Genomic DNA, 16,877 nt, shown 5'->3' with positions numbered 1-16,877 from the left:
CATGTGTTCCATACCCCGACTCCGGTCGGGGTATGTCACTATGAGGGCACAGGCATGGCTCATTCGGACAAGGATGACATGTGGCATGGTTTTGACCGGTGTTGTCATCCAGGTGTTGTGCCGGTACGGGGGAGTGAGCGCCCCATGCTTTATCCCGGTCGGGGTTTGTCAATCTCAGGGAACCGTTATGATTCGTTTTGACAAGGTCAGCAAGGTCTACAGTGGCGGTCATCAAGCGCTGCAAAAGGTCAGTTTTCACCTGCGCAAGGGGGAGATGGCCTTCCTGACCGGCCATTCGGGGGCGGGCAAGAGTACCCTCCTCAAGCTCATCAGTGTGATGGAACGACCGACCGACGGCCGCGTCTTCTTCCACGGCGATGACGTCAGCCACATCCAGCGCAGTCAGATCCCCTACGTGCGCCGCCAGATCGGCATGATCTTCCAGGATCACCGCCTGTTGATGGATCGTACCGTGTTCGACAACGTCGCCCTGCCCCTGGTGATCGATGGCTACAGCCATGGGGACATCAACAAGCGGGTGGCGGCGGCGCTGGACAAGGTCGGGCTGCTCGGCAAGGAGCGTTACCAGCCTCGCATGCTCTCCGGTGGTGAGCAGCAACGGGTCGGCATCGCCCGCGCCATCGTCAACAAACCACCGCTGCTGCTGGCGGACGAGCCGACCGGCAACCTGGATCCCCAGCTTTCCATGGACATCATGCGTCTGTTCGAGGAGTTCAACCGCTTCGGCGTCTCTGTGCTGATTGCCACTCACGATCTGGGGCTGATCGCCCGGATGCGCTACCGCACCCTGACCCTCAAGGCGGGTCGCATGTATTCGTCCGGGGAGGATCGCTGATGGCTATTGTTCGTCATAAACAGCCGCCGTTGCGTCGTTTGATGATGTATGGTGTGGATCATGTGCGTCAGGCCTTTGCCAGCCTGGGTGAGCTGTGGCGCAACCCGCTCGCCTCCCTGATGACCCTGGCGGTGCTTGGCGTGAGTCTGGCGCTGCCTTCCTGTTTCCACGTATTGCTGAAGAATGCCGAAGTGGTAGAGGGGAGCTGGCAGACCAGCTCCCAGATCTCTCTCTATCTGCGCAAGGATCTGCCGGAGCAGAGCATCCTCGACATGAAGCAGCGGATCCTGCTCTATCCGGAGGTGGAGTCCGTCACTTATATGAACCGTGACGAGGCGCTCAGGGAATTTCGGGAGATCTCCGGTTTCGGTGATGCCCTGGATTATCTGGACAGCAACCCGCTGCCGCCGGTGCTGAGCGTGATCCCGGATCCGCGCTGGCAGAATCCCGAAGGGGCCGCCGAGTTGCTCGCCAAGCTGGAGAACGAGCCCGGTATCGAGCAGGGCAAGCTGGATCTGCAGTGGTTGACCCGGTTGCAGGGGATCATGAACCTGCTGCGCCACACCATTACAGGTATCGCGGTGTTGCTGCTCTCCGCCGTGTTGCTGATCGTGGGCAACACCCTGCGCCTGAATATCCTGAACCAGCGTTCCGAGATTGAAGTGCTCAAGCTGGTGGGCGCGACCGATGCCTTCATCCACCGTCCCTTCCTCTATACGGGCATCTGGTTCGGGGTCATCGGCGGCATGCTGGCCTGGTGGCTGACCGAGGTGATGGTGATCTGGAGCGAGGGGGTGGTGAAGGAGCTGGCGGGGCTCTACAACAGCAACTTCCGTCTGGTGGGGATGGGGGCGTTCGACGGCTTCAATCTTATACTGCTGGGCGCCCTGCTGGGGTTGATCGCCTCCTGGTTCTCGGTGCACAGGCACATTCGCGACATAGAACCGTCCTGATTAATTTGTCAGCATTTTAAAGCGCTGGATTTTGCGAACTGGATCAAGTAAAAGAGTGGCCCGTTTCTGGCACGGGCCACTTTCTCAGAGTAATCTGAATGGTGTCTGCGCCGAGGATCATATGTGGATCCTCTGAACCTTTTGATTTATCAATGGTCTATTGACTGCAGCAGAATGAATACGGGTATGGCCCCTATGCCTTGCTCGTCTGACTTGGCAAGCATGTGAAGGTTGCGAGCTCCGCAACAATGGACTTAGCATGCTACTTTTCAGGGGTCCTTTACTGTGACCCCTTTTTTTTGACTGTTCATTTATGATTCATGCCGTCAGCCTAAGATAGGCCGGGTTCATGCTGGGGTGATGTATGATGCAGCACGCAGAATGATACCTGGTCGGTAGACACGTCTTCTCAGGGTGTTAGACTGATTCGATTGAAAAGTAAGAGGTAGAACATGGGAACTTCATTGCAACGCACTATGGCTCTGATTCCGCAAGGTAGTCTGGAAGGCTATATCCAGGCCGTCAACTCGATCCCTGTGCTGAGCGCAGAGGAAGAGCGCGAACTGGCGATGCGTCTGCAGCAGGATGGCGATCTCGAAGCTGCACGCCAGCTCGTTATGTCGCACCTGCGTTTTGTCGTTCACGTGGCCAAGAGCTACTCCGGCTATGGCCTGCCTCAGGCCGATCTGGTGCAGGAAGGCAACATCGGCCTGATGAAAGCCGTCAAACGCTTCGACCCGAGCGTGGGCGTGCGTCTGGTCTCCTTCGCCGTGCACTGGATCAAGGCCGAAATCCACGAATATGTGTTGCGCAACTGGCGCATGGTCAAGGTGGCGACCACCAAGGCCCAGCGCAAGCTGTTCTTCAACCTGCGCAAGTCCAAGAAGCGTCTGGGCTGGCTGAACCACGAAGAGGTGCACGCCGTGGCTGCCGACCTCGGGGTATCCGCTGCCGACGTCACCGAGATGGAAGCGCGCATGAGCAATTACGATCAGGCTTTCGATCTGGTCGGTGACGATGAAGACGAGGGTGGCTTCGCGCCGGTGCACTATCTGGAAGACAAATCTTCCGATCTCGCCGCGAACATCGAGAACGATAACTGGGACAGCCATGCCACCCGTCGTCTGAGTGCGGCCATGGCGACCCTGGACGAGCGCAGCCAGCACATCATTCGTGCCCGCTGGCTTGATGACGAGAGCAAGACCACCCTGCAGGAGCTGGCCGATACTTACGGCGTCTCGGCCGAGCGGGTGCGCCAGCTTGAGAAAAACGCGCTCAAGAAGCTGAAAGATGCCATGGATGCCTGACGGTCTCCTCCGGTAAGAAGCAGGGCCTGATGGCCCTGTTTTTGTTTTGCGGGGATCTGGTCGGCCTTGCCTTGGTTACCCTTGTGTATGGTATGTTGCCGCCACTGCCACAGTAGGGAGAGCAGAAGTGAAACTGTTGAACGACTTGTTTACCAACAATCGCGAGTGGGCGGAACGGATCAAGGCCGAGGATCCCAATTTCTTCGCTACCCTGTCCGCCCAGCAGGCACCCGAGTACCTCTGGATCGGCTGTTCCGACAGCCGGGTTCCCGCCAACCAGCTGATGGGGCTCTTGCCGGGGGACGTCTTTGTCCACCGCAACGTCGCCAACCTGGTGGTGCACACCGATTTCAACTGCCTCTCGGTGCTGCAATACGCGGTGGAGGTGCTCAAGGTGAAGCACATCATCGTCTGCGGCCACTATGGCTGCGGTGGCGTCAAGGCTGCGATGCAGAACCAGGAGCTGGGTCTCATCGACAACTGGCTGCGCAACATCAAGGACGTCTACTTCAAATACGGCGAACAGCTCGAAGCCATCGAGGATGAGCACGAGCGCTTCGACTACCTGTGCGAGCTGAACGTGGCCGAGCAGGTCGCCAACGTCTGCCACACCACCATCATCCAGAATGCCTGGCGCAAGGGGCAGGAGCTGGCGGTGCACGGCTGGATCTACGGCATCAAGGATGGCCTGCTGCACGATCTCGATCTCTGCATCAGCGGCCCTGACCAGATCCCGGACGTCTATCGCGCCTGGCCGGACATGCGTCCGCCCCACCGTCGCCGCTGAGGACCATCCGGTGGCTCCTGCGCTCTACCTTCAGATAAAGCAGCACATCCTGGACGGGATCCGCGAACGCCACTATCAGGCGGGCGACCGGATCCCGACCGAGGCCGCCCTGTGCGAGCAGTTTGCTGTGAGCCGCATGACGGTGAACAAGGCGCTGCGTGAGCTGGTGGCCGAAGGCTGGCTGGTGCGCACCGCCGGATCCGGCAGTTTCGTGGCCGACAGGCGTACCGAGTCGCCGCTCCTGGCAATTCGCAATATTGCAGACGAGATCGCCGAGCGGGGCAGCGAGTACAGCGCGCGGGTGATTCGGCTGCAACGTCAGGCCGCCGACGAGAAAGTGGCGGTACGTCTGGGCCTGCGGGTCGGGGCGCCCACCTTTCACAGCCTCATCGTCCATCAGGCCGATGGGGAGCCGCTGCAACTGGAGGAGCGCTTCGTCGATGCCGAGCGACTGCCCGGCTATGGCGAGCAGGATTTCACCCAGCAGACGCCAAACAGCTATCTGATGGAGATCTGCCCCCTCTCCGAGATGGAGCACGTGGTAGAAGCCGTGTTGCCGAGTGCTGGTGAAGCCGGACTGCTGCAAGTGAGGGTCGACACCCCCTGCCTGCTGCTGCACCGGCGAACCTGGTCAGACGGCTTTCTGGTCTCCTATGCCAGATTGTTGTCGCCGGGTTCCCGCTACAAGCTGAGCTCCAAGACGCGTCTCGCATAATTGTATATACATATTAAGCATTTAAAAGCCCACCTCTCGGTGGGCTTTTTTGTGCTTACACTCTAATAAAGCCGCTGTTATCAAGATGTGAACTTGATCCTTTCTTTCTTTTCAGAGATCGGCTATAAATTATTGTATATACATTTAGAGGTCGGTATGAACAAGGAACTGTTGAACTGCGAGCGGGTCTGGCTCAACGTGACACCCGCCACCCTGCGCCCCGATCTGGCGGACTACGGCCTGCTGGAGCCCCATGCCCTTGGCGTGCGGGATGGCAAGATCCACGCTCTGGTCCCCATGCAGGATCTCAAGGGCCCCTATGCCGCCTCCTGGCAGGACATGAAGGGGAAGCTGGTCACCCCCGGTCTCATCGATTGCCACACCCACCTCATCTTCGCTGGCAGCCGCGCTGAAGAGTTCGAGCTTCGCCAGAAGGGGGTCCCCTATGCGGAGATCGCCCGCAAGGGGGGCGGTATCATCAGCACGGTGCGCGCCACCCGGGCAGCCAGCGAGGAGCGGCTCTATGAGCTGGCGTTGCCGCGGATCAAGTCCCTGATCCGGGAAGGGGTCACCACAGTCGAAATCAAGTCCGGCTACGGCCTCACCCTGGAAGACGAGCTCAAGATGTTGCGGGTGGCCCGTCGTCTGGGAGAGACGCAGCCCATCCGGGTCAAGACCACGCTGCTGGCGGCCCATGCGGTGCCGCCGGAGTATCGCGACGATCCAGACTCCTGGGTCGAGACCATCTGCCAGGAGATCATCCCGGCGGCGGCCGAGGCAGGTCTCGCGGATGCGGTGGATGTCTTCTGCGAACACATCGGCTTCTCCCTTGCCCAGACCGAGCAAGTCTATCTGGCGGCGGATCAGTACAACCTCGCGGTGAAAGGGCACATGGATCAGCTCTCCAACCTGGGGGGCAGCACGCTCGCCGCCCACTTCGGCGCCCTCTCGGTGGATCATCTGGAATATCTGGATCAGGACGGGATCCAGGCGCTGGCCCACCGTGGCGTGGTCGCCACCCTGCTGCCCACTGCTTTCTATTTCCTCAAGGAGACCAAGCTGCCCCCGATCGCCGCCTTGCGCAAGGCGGGGGTACCCATGGCTGTCTCCTCCGACATCAACCCGGGCACGGCTCCCATCGTTTCCCTGCGCATGGCCATGAACATGGCCTGCACCCTGTTTGGCCTGACCCCGGTGGAGGCCATGGCCGGGGTGACCCGCCACGCCGCCAGGGCGCTTGGCGAGCAGGAACGGCTGGGGCAGCTCAAGGTCGGCATGCTGGCGGATTTCCTTGTCTGGAACTGCGGCCATCCGGCCGAGCTCAGCTACCTCATCGGTGTCGATCAGCTGGTGAGCCGTGTGGTCAACGGGGAGGAGACCCTTCATGGATAAGTTCAACGGGATCGACATGTCGGTCTGGCAGGGGCGTCAGGATCCCGAAGACGGTGAGTTGGCCCTGCGCTGGCACGATAGGGTGCAACCCTGGCAGGAGAATCGCGAACCCGGCGTGGTGCTGCTCGGCTTTGCCTGTGACGAAGGGGTCCGCCGCAACAAGGGACGAGTAGGCGCGGCCGGTGCACCGCTGGCGGTGCGCAAGCTGCTGGCCAACACGGCCTGGCATCTGGGCGCCCCCGTCTATGACGGCGGGGATCTGGCCTGTGAGGACGGCGATCTCGATGCCGCCCACGGGCGCTTGGCCGAGCGGGTCGCGAGTGCGCTGGATCAGGGGCACTTCCCCCTGGTGCTGGGAGGCGGCCACGAGGTGGCGTTTGGCAGCTGGAGCGGCCTGAACCGTCATCTTGGCGGCGAAGGGCGGGTCGGGATCATCAATTTCGACGCCCACTTCGATCTGCGCATGAAACAGGAGCAGGCGAGCTCGGGCACCCCCTTCTTCCAGATTGCCGAGCAGTGTGCTGCCCAGGGCACCCCCTTTCACTATGCCTGTCTCGGGGTGGCCGAAACCGCCAATACCGCGGCGCTCTTTGCCCGCGCCGAGGCGCTGGAAGTCTGGCACGTGCTGGACGAAGCGATGACGCCGACCGAGCTGCCAGCCTTGCTAGGCGGGCTGGATGCCTTCATCGCCCGTTGCGACCACCTCTATCTCACCATCGATCTCGACGTGCTGCCGGCGGCGGTGATGCCGGGAGTGAGCGCTCCCGCCGCTCGCGGCGTGGAGCTGGCGGTCATCGAACCGCTCATCGCCCATATCCGGGCCAGCGGCAAGCTCAGGCTCGCCGATCTGGCCGAGTACAACCCGAACCTGGATCAGGACAACCGCAGTGCCCGCGTGGCTGCGCGCCTGGTTCACCAGTTGGCCAAGTAGTGGCGCACCGCGCCGCCTGATTGCATCGCTAAACAAGGAGTGTCTATGTCTGTACAACACCAGGATCCCCGCCACGATCCGAGCCGCGTGATCCGTGCTCCCCACGGCACCCAGCTGACAGCCAAGAGCTGGCTCACCGAAGCGCCACTGCGGATGCTGATGAACAACCTGGATCCGGATGTTGCCGAGCATCCCCAGTCCCTGGTGGTGTACGGCGGCATCGGCCGCGCCGCCCGCAACTGGGCCTGCTATGACAAGATCGTCGAGGTGCTGACCCGGCTCGAGGACGATCAGACCCTGCTGGTGCAATCCGGCAAGCCGGTCGGGGTGTTCCAGACCCACAAGGATGCGCCGCGGGTGCTCATCGCCAACTCCAACCTGGTGCCCCACTGGGCCAACTGGGAGCACTTCAACGAGCTCGATAAAAAGGGTTTGATGATGTACGGCCAGATGACCGCTGGCTCCTGGATCTACATCGGCACCCAGGGCATCGTGCAGGGCACCTACGAGACCTTCTTCGCGGTGGCGAACCAGCACTTCAACGGCGAGCCCAAAGGCCGCTGGATCCTGACCGGGGGCCTGGGTGGCATGGGCGGTGCCCAGCCCCTTGCCGCCACCATGGCCGGTTTCTCCATGATCGCCGTGGAGTGCGACGAGACCCGTATCGATTTCCGTCTGCGTACCCGCTACGTCGACAAGAAGGCCCACAGCCTGGATGAGGCGCTGGCCATGATCGAGGAGGCCAAACGCAGCGGCACCGCCGTCTCCGTCGGCCTGCTCGGCAACGCCGCCGACGTCTTCGCCGAGCTGGTGGCTCGCGGCATCACGCCGGACGTGGTGACCGACCAGACCTCCGCCCATGACCCGGTACACGGCTACCTGCCCCAGGGCTGGAGCGTGGCCCAATGGCGCGATCTGCAAAAGAGCGCACCGGACGAGGTCAACGTGGCGGCTCGCCGCTCCATGGCCCGTCAGGTCGAAGCCATGCTGACCCTGCAATCCCGCGGCGCCGCCACGCTCGATTACGGCAACAACATCCGCCAGATGGCGCTGGAAGAGGGGGTCAAGAATGCCTTCGACTTCCCGGGCTTCGTGCCGGCCTACATCCGCCCGCTGTTCTGCGAGGGCATTGGCCCGTTCCGCTGGGTGGCGCTCTCCGGCGACCCGGAAGACATCTACAAGACCGACCAGAAGGTAAAAGAGCTGATCCCGGACGATCCCCACCTGCACAACTGGCTCGACATGGCCCGCGAGCGCATCGCCTTCCAGGGCCTGCCGGCGCGGATCTGCTGGGTCGGTGTCAAGGATCGGGTGCGCCTGGGCCTGGCCTTCAACGAGATGGTGAAGAATGGCGAGCTGAAGGCACCGGTCGTCATCGGCCGTGACCATCTGGACTCTGGCTCGGTGGCGAGCCCGAACCGCGAGACCGAATCCATGATGGATGGTTCCGACGCCGTTTCCGACTGGCCGCTGCTCAACGCCCTGCTCAACACCGCCGGCGGTGCGACCTGGGTCTCCCTGCACCACGGTGGCGGGGTCGGCATGGGCTTCTCCCAGCACTCCGGCGTGGTGATCGTCTGTGACGGCACCGACGATGCCGCCAAGCGGGTCGGCCGCGTGTTGCGCAACGACCCGGCCACCGGGGTGATGCGTCACGCCGACGCCGGCTACGAGATTGCCATCAACTGTGCCCATGAGGCGAAACTGGATCTGCCGATGATCGACGCCACCGGCAAAGGGGTGAAATAAGATGTTCGAACTCAATCTGCAACCGGGCAAACTCTGCCTCGCCACCCTGCGCCGTGTCAGCCGCGAGCCCGTACACGTCAGCCTGGATCCGGCTGCCCTGGCGGGGATCCACGCCTCCGCCGCCGTGGTCACCAAGGTGATCGAGCAAAACCGGGTGGTCTATGGCATCAACACCGGCTTTGGCCTGCTGGCCAATACCCGGATCCCGGTGGAGCAGCTGGACGAGCTGCAACGCTCCATCGTGCTCTCTCATGCGGCAGGAATTGGCGAGTACATGGATGACGCCACCGTGCGGTTGATGATGGTGCTCAAGGTCAACTCGCTCGCCCGTGGCTTCTCCGGCATTCGGCTGACGGTGCTCGAGGCCCTGATGACCCTTATCAACGCCGAGGTCTACCCCGTGGTGCCGAAGAAGGGCTCCGTCGGCGCTTCCGGCGATCTGGCGCCCCTGGCCCACATGAGCTGCCTGCTGATCGGTGAAGGCAAGGCCCGTCACAAGGGCGAGCTGATCGACGCCGCCACTGCCCTGAAGATTGCCGGGCTGGAGCCCATCGCCCTGGCGCCGAAAGAGGGGCTGGCCCTGCTCAACGGCACCCAGGCGAGCACCGCCTTCGCGCTGGAAGGGCTGTTCCATGCCGAGGATCTCTACGCCGGTGCCATCACCATCGGTGCCATGAGCGTTGAAGCGGCGCTGGGCAGCCGCCGGCCGTTCGATGCCCGCATCCACGAGGTGCGCGGTCAGCGCGGCCAGATTGATGCGGCCGCCTGCTACCGCCATTTGCTGGTGGACGGCAGCGAGATCGGCATGTCCCACCACAACTGCGAGAAGGTGCAGGATCCCTACTCCCTGCGCTGTCAGCCCCAGGTGATGGGGGCCTGCCTGACCCAGATCCGCCAGGCCGCCGAGGTGCTGGTGTGCGAGGCGAACGCGGTCTCCGACAATCCCCTGGTGTTTGCCGAGGATGAGGAGATCATCTCCGGCGGCAATTTCCACGCAGAACCTGTGGCCTTCGCCGCCGACAACCTGGCCCTGGCTATCGCCGAGATCGGGTCGCTGTCCGAGCGGCGCATGGCGCTGCTCATCGACTCGCGCATGTCCGGCCTGCCGGCCTTCCTGGTGAACAACGGCGGCGTGAACTCCGGCTTCATGATCGCCCAGGTCACCTCGGCGGCCCTGGCCTCCGAGAACAAGACCCTGGCCCACCCGGCCTCGGTGGACAGCCTGCCCACCTCGGCCAACCAGGAGGACCACGTCTCCATGGCCACCTTCGCCGGTCGCCGGCTGGCGGACATGGCCGAGAACACCCGCGGCATCCTGGCGGTGGAACTGCTGGCAGCGGCCCAGGGGCTCGACTTCCGCGCTCCCCTGCGCTCCACCGAGCTCATCGAGCTGGCCAAGGGCCGTCTGCGGGAAGAGGTCAGCTTCTATGACAAGGACAGGTACTTTGCACCGGACATCGAGGCGGCCGCCGCCCTGCTGGGCCGTGCCAGCTACAACGACCTGATCCCGGCCGGGACCCTGCCCAGCCTCTGAATTGGAGCTTGAGCAACCATAAAAAAGACCGCCCATGGGGCGCAATGCTGTTCAGATAAGCACTTTTTTGACTGATTATTCATAAATTGGATTTGAGTTGAGGGGGCAAGGCTGTGTCCAGTCGATCTTCCTCCAGCCTTTATCCAGCGGGGCTTGCAATAGAAAGAGGGAGGCATCATGCCTCCCTCGCTTTTTTGTCCTGATACTACGTGGACTGGAACTCAAATTCTCTTAAGTGAACAGCATTGCGCCCATGGGGCGGTCTTTTCATTTCCGTCTCCCGCGCTCCGCGTCGGGGCCATCGGAAGCGCGCTGCGCAGAGTGGCAGCAGGCAGGTGGTGGCGGCCTTATCCGTGTTCAAACATCCGGAACAGATAAACCACGAACTGCACGGGGTGAGTGCTGGCAGCCTTATCCGTGTTCAAACATCAGGAACAGGTAAACGACAAACAGCACAAGATGGGTGGCGCCGTGCAGGGCGTGGGTGCGGCCGCTGCTGAAGGTCACTTTACAGACCATGAGGGTGGTGATGAGCAGCACCATGTCGGCAGGGGAGAGGCCCAGGCGCACTTCCTGCCCCATCAGGGAGCCGATGAAGAGCACGGAGGGTACCGTGAGGGCGATGGTGGCCAGCACGGAGCCGAAGTAGAGATTCATGGCCCGCTGCAACTGGTTGTTGAAGGCCGCCTTGATGGCGCCGACCGCTTCGGGAGCCAGCACGATACAGGCGACGATGAAACCACCCAGCGCCATCGGGGCTTCCATCACGTGCACCCCGTAGTTGATGGGGATGGCCAGGGTCTTGGCCAGCAGGATGACCACCACCAGGTAGGCGAGCAGCAAGAGGGTATGATAGACGTTGCTCTGCAGCGGGCCGTGGTGATCCTCGAGATCCTCGTGATCGCTGTCGACGAAGAAGTGGCTGTGGCTGCGGGTCTGGATCAGCAGGAAGACACCATAGAGCAGGATGGAGATGATGATCAGCATCCATGACATGGCCTTGGAGAGGCTGCCCAGGGTGCCGCCCTGGGTGAAGTTCGGCAGGACCAGACAGAGCAGTGCCAGGGGAATGATGGCCACCAGATAGGATTTGACCCCGTCCAGATTGAAGTTCTGGGTGTGATAGCGCCAGCCGCCAAACAGCAGGGTGAAGCCCACCAGACCGTTGGTGACCAGCATCACTACCGCGAACATGGTGTCACGGGCCATGGTGGGATTGGGATCGCCGGTCAGCATGACGGAGGAGATCATCACCACTTCCAGGGAGATGACCGAGAGGGTCAGGATCAGGGTACCGAAGGGTTCCCCGAGCTTGATGGCGAGGGCGTCAGAGTGACGCACGACGGAGAAGATGGCCCAGGTCACGATGGCAAGCAGGGCCAGCGACACCGGCAGGTAGACCGCAAGGGGGGTTGTCTCTGCCAGCAGGTCGCTCCCCAGGGTTTTGAAGAAGAGCAGGGTCAGCAGACCGGCAGGCAGAGCAATCTCTTGTCGGATAAAAGACTTCATAGGCAGTGGTTCTCATCTCGGGGCGGCCTCGGCCGACGGGGTATGGAGCGACTTGGTGCACCCAGGGTGCACAGACCCATGATAAGGGGAGATGCTCCTCATGCGGAGCATCATTTTGTTGCAAAGAGTGAGAGGCGGGGCAGATACCGCCTCAGTGCGGGTCGGAGGGGCTGGTTGTCTCGCCCTCTTGCCATGCCATCAGCCAGATCTTCAGTTTGCTCAGGGGCATGGGCTTGGCATAGACGTAGCCCTGGATCAGGTGGACTCCGTGGCGATGCAGATAATCCACCTGCTCCTGGGTTTCGACCCCTTCGGCGATCATCTCCATGCCCGATTTGAGGCCGAAAGCGATGGTGGCATCCAGCACGCTGCGCTTGAGGTCGTCCGTGCCTATGGTATCCACGAACATCTTGTCGATCTTGATCTGGCGAATGCCGAGCCGTTGCAGGTAGGCAAAGCCGCCATAGCCGGTGCCGAAGTCATCCAGCTTGAAGTGATAGCCCCTCTTCTGCAGAGCTGCGATCTCCGCCATGGCCCCCTGGATGTGCTTGATGGGATCCCGCTCGGTGAGTTCGAAGGTGAGGCGGGCCGGCGAGGGCCAGCCATGGCGCTGCAACTGGGTGCGCAGACGAGGTTGCTCGATATGGCCCGCCACCAGATTGACGCTGACCCACTGATGCGGGGCCAGGACGGGGAGATCCGCCAGGATGCGCTCCAGCAGTTGATCCGTCATCGGCAGGATGAGCCCCTGCTCTTCCGCATAGGCGATGAAGGTGCCTGGCGACACCAGATCCCGTCCTCGCTGCCAGCGCAGCAAGGCCTCGAATCCCACTACCCTTCGGTTTCTGCTGTCCACTATGGGCTGATAGAAGGGGATGAACTCCCGCCGAGCCAGCCCTCTTTGCAGCAATCCTTTGAGGGATCGCCGGTAGTTTCTAAGGCCCCAGTAGAGGGCCGCCAGCAGCACCCCCAGCGCCCCGGCCGGCCAGAGGCCATCACGGTGTATCTGTGAGCGGGCGTAGCGTTTCAGTGCCTCGCCAGCCCAGAGGGTCTGTTCCACCTGATGCTGGGGGTCGAAACTGAGCAGCCGCATCGGGTTTGCCTCTTCTCGAATGTGCTTGTTGCCACGGGGGAAAAAGAGCCCGGACTGGGTCGGGTGCTTGTGGTTGAACTCCAGGTAGAAACAGTCGTTGCAGGGGGTGCGCAGCAGCTCATGGCTCCAGCTGCTGTCGAGCACCCAATAGGCCAGATTGCCGTTGCGTCTCGCATAGACCAGGGTTTCGCGTTCGGTATCGAACATGGGGGCCGTGCTGGAAATATGAAAGTCGGGGGAGACCGGTATGCCGGCGTCGGCAAGCTGGGGCAGGGCGGGGCCCAGGGTGGAGCAGCCGCTCCCGTTGGCAAGCTGCAGGCCGGCCAGGCGAATATGGCGGTTGTAATACTGGGGTGAGCGCAGCAGCGCCATGTCTTTGGGGCCGCAATCGAAGGCAAAGTGGGCGAGTTGAGCGTGGACATCGTGATCCAGGAGCTGGTTGCGCTCCTACTGGTAGTCGAGCAGAGCCCTTTCCTTTGTCTGCAACAGGTGGTGAGCCAGCTTGTCGCTCAACAGGGGGGTGAGCAACAGCATCAGCAGCGGGGGCAAACAGAAGAGGCCCATAGGAATCCATAACGGAGATCGTGCAGACATGGTGGGCACCCTTCTTCCCTGAAATGAAACAACCCGATTGAGACTCAAGCATCATAGCATTAGCTGCATCGATTTGAGCCAAGTTGGTCACACTTGGAACAAAAACGATAATTAATTGATAAATAAAGGATATGGCTACACACCTGAACAAGATTCAATCGCTGACCTGTCATAAATGACAATTGTCCAGCTTATCTGAAGTGGCTAAAGTAGCGGTGCGGTTTGACTCACCGTGTGTTCAATACTCCTGTATCTATTTTTGTCAGTAGCACAGAGTGTTAGTTTTGATATGAGTGTTTCTTTTGGTCCCCGTTGTGGGACCATTTTTCTGTCCGCTCCTCAGCCTGTGTCCCCTCGTTCTCTCCCTTGATGCCTCTTTTGCGGCCCGCGCAACGGCGCCGCATGACGCATCCGCCCGCTTATTTGCAGAAGCGGGATCTTCATCCATAGGCGGCGTTTGGTCTGGGCTGATACCATGATGCCCTATGGATGCTGTCGGCCACGGAAAGGCACATGAAACTGACCACTCAACTCGTCTCTTTTATTACGCTGTGCGTGATCTCGGCCATGGCCATGGTGATGCTCGGCGGGGTCTTCAGTTTCCGCCAGATGGGAATGGAGCTGCAGCAGAACCGGGTCGACTCCCTGGTGGAGATCATCGACAAGCAGCTCGGGGTGACCGATGACCAGCAAGCCCTTGCCCGCTGGCTGCCCTCCCTGTTGCGGGCCTCCCATGTGGTGGAGCTGGAGATCCGTCAGGACAAGCAGCGGGTCTACTGGTTTCGCGATGTGCAGCAGCAGACGGACGAGAGCCTGCTGATCGCCTACAGCGAGGCGATCCCCAATCAGGCCGGGATGCGGGCCGACTTCAAGCTGGACAGGCCGTTCAAGGAGTTCGAGTACTCCATGAAGGCGATGTTCGGCATATCTCTGGGTATCTTCATCGTGGTGTTCGGGCTCTGGTACTCCATCCGCTGGCTCCGTCAGCAGTTGCGCGGTGCCGAACTGCTGGCAGAGCGTGCCCAGCTGATCCTGGATGGCAAGCTGACCAAGCTGGCCCATGACCCTGCCGAAGAGTGGCCTGTTTCGGCCAGTCAGGCCCTCACCCATCTGCTGACCGAGCTGGCCGACGCCCGCAAGGAGCGCAGCCGCTTCGACAACTTCATCCGCAGCAACGCCTTCGTCGACAAGACGACGGGCATCGGCAACCGCCTCTTCTTCGACAACCGGCTGGAGAGCGCCATCATGGAAGCAAGCGTGATCAGCGGCGGCGTGCTGCTGATCGAGCTGGCCGGTCTGGAGGAGCTGGATCCCGAGCTGAGCGGGCGCCCGAGCCAGGAACTCCTGATGGAGGCGAGCGCCACCATCGCCGCCTTCGTGCGCAAGCACAGCGGAGCCCTGCAGGCGCGCTATGCCGGTCAGGTCTTTGCCGTGCTGCTGCCGAACATGTCAGAGAGCGAGATGGTCGACGGCGCCAGCCAGTTGCTCAAGAGTCTGCAACGACTGCACTGGCCCGAAGCGGTCAATGCCGACACCGCCGTCTATCTCGGTGCGGTCTGCTATCAGGCACAGGATTCCCTGCTCAAGGTGCAGGAAGAGGCGGAGCTGGCGCTCAAGAGCGCGCGCCTGCAAGGACACAGCGGCTGGTTCCTGTTCGAGAAATCCCTCAACGAGGAGGCGAGCAGCAAGGGAACGGTGCGCTGGCGCACCCTGATCAGCCGTCGCATCGAGGAGCAGGGCATCGACTTCTACGTCCAGCCTGTGCAGCAGGAGCGGGATCAGGTGGTGTTGCAGCAGGAGCTGCTCATCCGCCTTCACGACGAACAGGGCCGGGAGCTGCAGGCGGGGGTCTTCATGCCCATGGCGGAGAAGGCCGGTCTGCTGCTGCCGCTGGACAGGCTGGTGGTGGCCCGAGCCTTGCGACTGCTGCGCCAGCGACCGGCATCGAGCTGCCCCATCAGCCTCTCTCTGTGCGCCCAGAACCTGCTCACCCGCGAGTTCCAGCGCGAGCTCTTCTTCGAGCTGTTCCAGTTGCCGCGCAGTACCAACGAGGGGTTGATCCTGCAGTTGTCGGAGTCCCAGGTGACCCGCCACTACGAGGCCCTCAAGCGGCCACTTAGGGCGATGCGCATGCTGGGGTGCAGGCTGGCCATCGATCATGCGGGCCAGGACGTGGTGAGCACCCAGTACATCAAGGAGTTCGAGATCCACTTCCTCAAGCTGCACCCCAGCCTGGTGCGGGAGATCCACCTGCGCCAGGTCAACCAGATGGCGGTACGCAGTCTGGTGGGGGGCTGTGCCAATACCCAGACCCGGGTCATCGCTGTGGGGGTGGAGAGTGGCGACGAGTGGAAGATGTTGCGACATCTGGGCGTGCATGCCGGTCAAGGTCCCTGGTTTGCCGACCCCGAGCCCCTCAACCTGCCTGACTAGCGTCCCGGCCGGGGTGACAGGCGGCCCTGCTCCTGCAGGCCCGCCAGCCCCTGCAAGCCACCTGTGTGGATGAAGATGATCTTGCTGCCGCGCGCAATGCGGCCTGCCGCCAGTTCGCGAAACAGCCCCCACATCGCCTTGCCACTGTAGATGGGTTCCAGCGGCAAGCCGGTTTCGGCACTGAATGCCTGCACCCATTGCCAGAGTGCCGGACTGAACCTGGCATAGCCGCCGTCGTGGTGATCCAGCGCGATGCGCCAGCCCGGGATGGTGGCCGCCGCCGGATGCAACCGGCATACCTCGCCGGTGATGAAGTCGGCCCCCTTGAGCACCGCGATGGCCAGGATCTGCTCCTGCGCCCGCTTGCCCGCGATGAGCCCCGCCAGGGTGCCGCCGCTGGCGCAGGGCAGCACCCAGAGATCCGGCGAGAAGGGCACCTCGTCGACCAGCTCGGCCACCCCGGGGATGGCCAGCGGGCTGCTGCCTCCTTCCGGTACCAGCAGGGTGTCGTCATCCTCGAACCGGGCAAGCCATTCGGGATCCTGGCGCCGGCGATAGTCCTGGCGGTCGACAAAAACGAGATCCATGCCCCAGCCTTTGGCCGCTTTCAGGGTGGGATTGCTGACGGTATCCCCTTCACCGCGTATGATGCCCGTGGTGCGCAGTCCCAGTCTGAGTCCTGCTGCGGCCAGGGCGTGGATGTGATTGGAGTAGGCGCCGCCAAAGGAGAGGATGTGGCCCTTGCCCAGCATCTGTGCCTGTTGCAGATGGTATTTGAGCTTTCGCCACTTGTTGCCGGAGAGGGTCGGGTGGATGAGATCGTCCCGCTTGCACCAGAGCGTGACGTCATGGGCGGCCAGCAGAGGATGCCGGATCCGGTGCAGGGGGGAGGGGAGCTGAAGGGGAGCAATGGGATCGTCTCCCGCGGGTGCCAGCGTGGCCGTCGATGCGTCGTTTGTCATAAAGTTGGAGGCTAATATCCTGTTTATGTTAAGGTTTAGTCCGTTTTACGCGGCCAAATGAA

12 protein-coding genes and 1 pseudogene are annotated in these 16,877 nt (G+C 62.0%); 10 read left to right on the top strand and 3 right to left on the bottom strand.

Going from position 1 to position 16,877, the window contains the following annotated elements; all coding sequences use genetic code 11:
• Window positions 1-187 precede the first annotated feature (187 nt).
• From ftsE to hutH, 9 genes are all read left to right on the top strand, one after another.
• Entirely contained in the window at window positions 188-856 is a 669-nt protein-coding gene (gene ftsE / locus J9889_RS22670) for a cell division ATP-binding protein FtsE (RefSeq protein ID WP_010672603.1), read from the top strand.
• Window positions 856-1,809: a permease-like cell division protein FtsX gene (gene ftsX / locus J9889_RS22665; protein ID WP_029313524.1), complete on the top strand. Its 954-nt coding sequence runs from the start codon at window positions 856-858 to the stop codon at window positions 1,807-1,809. The genes ftsE and ftsX overlap by 1 nt, the downstream gene beginning before the upstream one ends.
• 452 nt (window positions 1,810-2,261) lie before the next feature.
• Complete coding sequence (gene rpoH, locus J9889_RS22660; protein ID WP_210558307.1) at window positions 2,262-3,116, top strand: RNA polymerase sigma factor RpoH; 855 nt, start codon at window positions 2,262-2,264, stop codon at window positions 3,114-3,116.
• 127 nt (window positions 3,117-3,243) lie between these two features.
• Complete coding sequence (gene can / locus J9889_RS22655; protein WP_010672606.1) at window positions 3,244-3,903, top strand: carbonate dehydratase; 660 nt, start codon at window positions 3,244-3,246, stop codon at window positions 3,901-3,903.
• A gap of 10 nt (window positions 3,904-3,913) precedes the next feature.
• Window positions 3,914-4,618 carry a histidine utilization repressor gene (gene hutC / locus J9889_RS22650; RefSeq protein ID WP_010672607.1) on the top strand — a complete coding sequence of 235 codons (705 nt, stop codon included), beginning with the start codon at window positions 3,914-3,916 and terminating at the stop codon, window positions 4,616-4,618.
• A gap of 156 nt (window positions 4,619-4,774) precedes the next feature.
• On the top strand, window positions 4,775-6,010 hold the full coding sequence (gene hutI, locus J9889_RS22645) for an imidazolonepropionase (RefSeq protein ID WP_010672608.1): 1,236 nt from the start codon (window positions 4,775-4,777) through the stop codon (window positions 6,008-6,010).
• On the top strand, window positions 6,003-6,941 hold the full coding sequence (gene hutG, locus J9889_RS22640) for a formimidoylglutamase (protein WP_210558305.1): 939 nt from the start codon (window positions 6,003-6,005) through the stop codon (window positions 6,939-6,941). The genes hutI and hutG overlap by 8 nt, the downstream gene beginning before the upstream one ends.
• Before the next feature lie 45 nt (window positions 6,942-6,986).
• Complete coding sequence (hutU, locus tag J9889_RS22635; protein WP_042015303.1) at window positions 6,987-8,690, top strand: urocanate hydratase; 1,704 nt, start codon at window positions 6,987-6,989, stop codon at window positions 8,688-8,690.
• 1 nt (window position 8,691) lies between these two features.
• Window positions 8,692-10,224: a histidine ammonia-lyase gene (hutH, locus tag J9889_RS22630; protein WP_010672611.1), complete on the top strand. Its 1,533-nt coding sequence runs from the start codon at window positions 8,692-8,694 to the stop codon at window positions 10,222-10,224.
• Between the two features lie 411 nt (window positions 10,225-10,635).
• Here the strand turns inward: hutH and J9889_RS22625 are convergent, their stop codons facing one another.
• Together J9889_RS22625 and J9889_RS22620 are read right to left on the bottom strand one after the other, a co-directional pair.
• Window positions 10,636-11,733: a calcium:proton antiporter gene (locus J9889_RS22625; RefSeq protein WP_010672612.1), complete on the bottom strand. Its 1,098-nt coding sequence runs from the start codon at window positions 11,731-11,733 to the stop codon at window positions 10,636-10,638.
• Window positions 11,734-11,884: 151 nt separating this feature from the next.
• A pseudogene (locus J9889_RS22620) lies at window positions 11,885-13,420 on the bottom strand (EAL domain-containing protein).
• 513 nt (window positions 13,421-13,933) lie between these two features.
• Between J9889_RS22620 and J9889_RS22615 the strand changes: the two are divergent.
• Window positions 13,934-15,853 (top strand): EAL domain-containing protein, encoded by a 1,920-nt coding sequence (locus tag J9889_RS22615; RefSeq protein ID WP_069652323.1) that lies wholly within the window; start codon window positions 13,934-13,936, stop codon window positions 15,851-15,853.
• Here J9889_RS22615 and J9889_RS22610 read toward each other — a convergent pair.
• Window positions 15,850-16,815 carry a pyridoxal-phosphate dependent enzyme gene (locus J9889_RS22610; RefSeq protein WP_210558303.1) on the bottom strand — a complete coding sequence of 322 codons (966 nt, stop codon included), beginning with the start codon at window positions 16,813-16,815 and terminating at the stop codon, window positions 15,850-15,852. The two genes, J9889_RS22615 and J9889_RS22610, sit on opposite strands and share 4 nt — an antisense overlap.
• Window positions 16,816-16,877: the final 62 nt, after the last annotated feature.

It is taken from the genome of Aeromonas sp. PrichA-15 (genome assembly GCF_017939245.1).
GTDB classification, from domain to species: Bacteria; Pseudomonadota; Gammaproteobacteria; order Enterobacterales; family Aeromonadaceae; genus Aeromonas; species Aeromonas caviae.
This window is presented reverse-complemented; position numbering and strand designations above follow the sequence as displayed.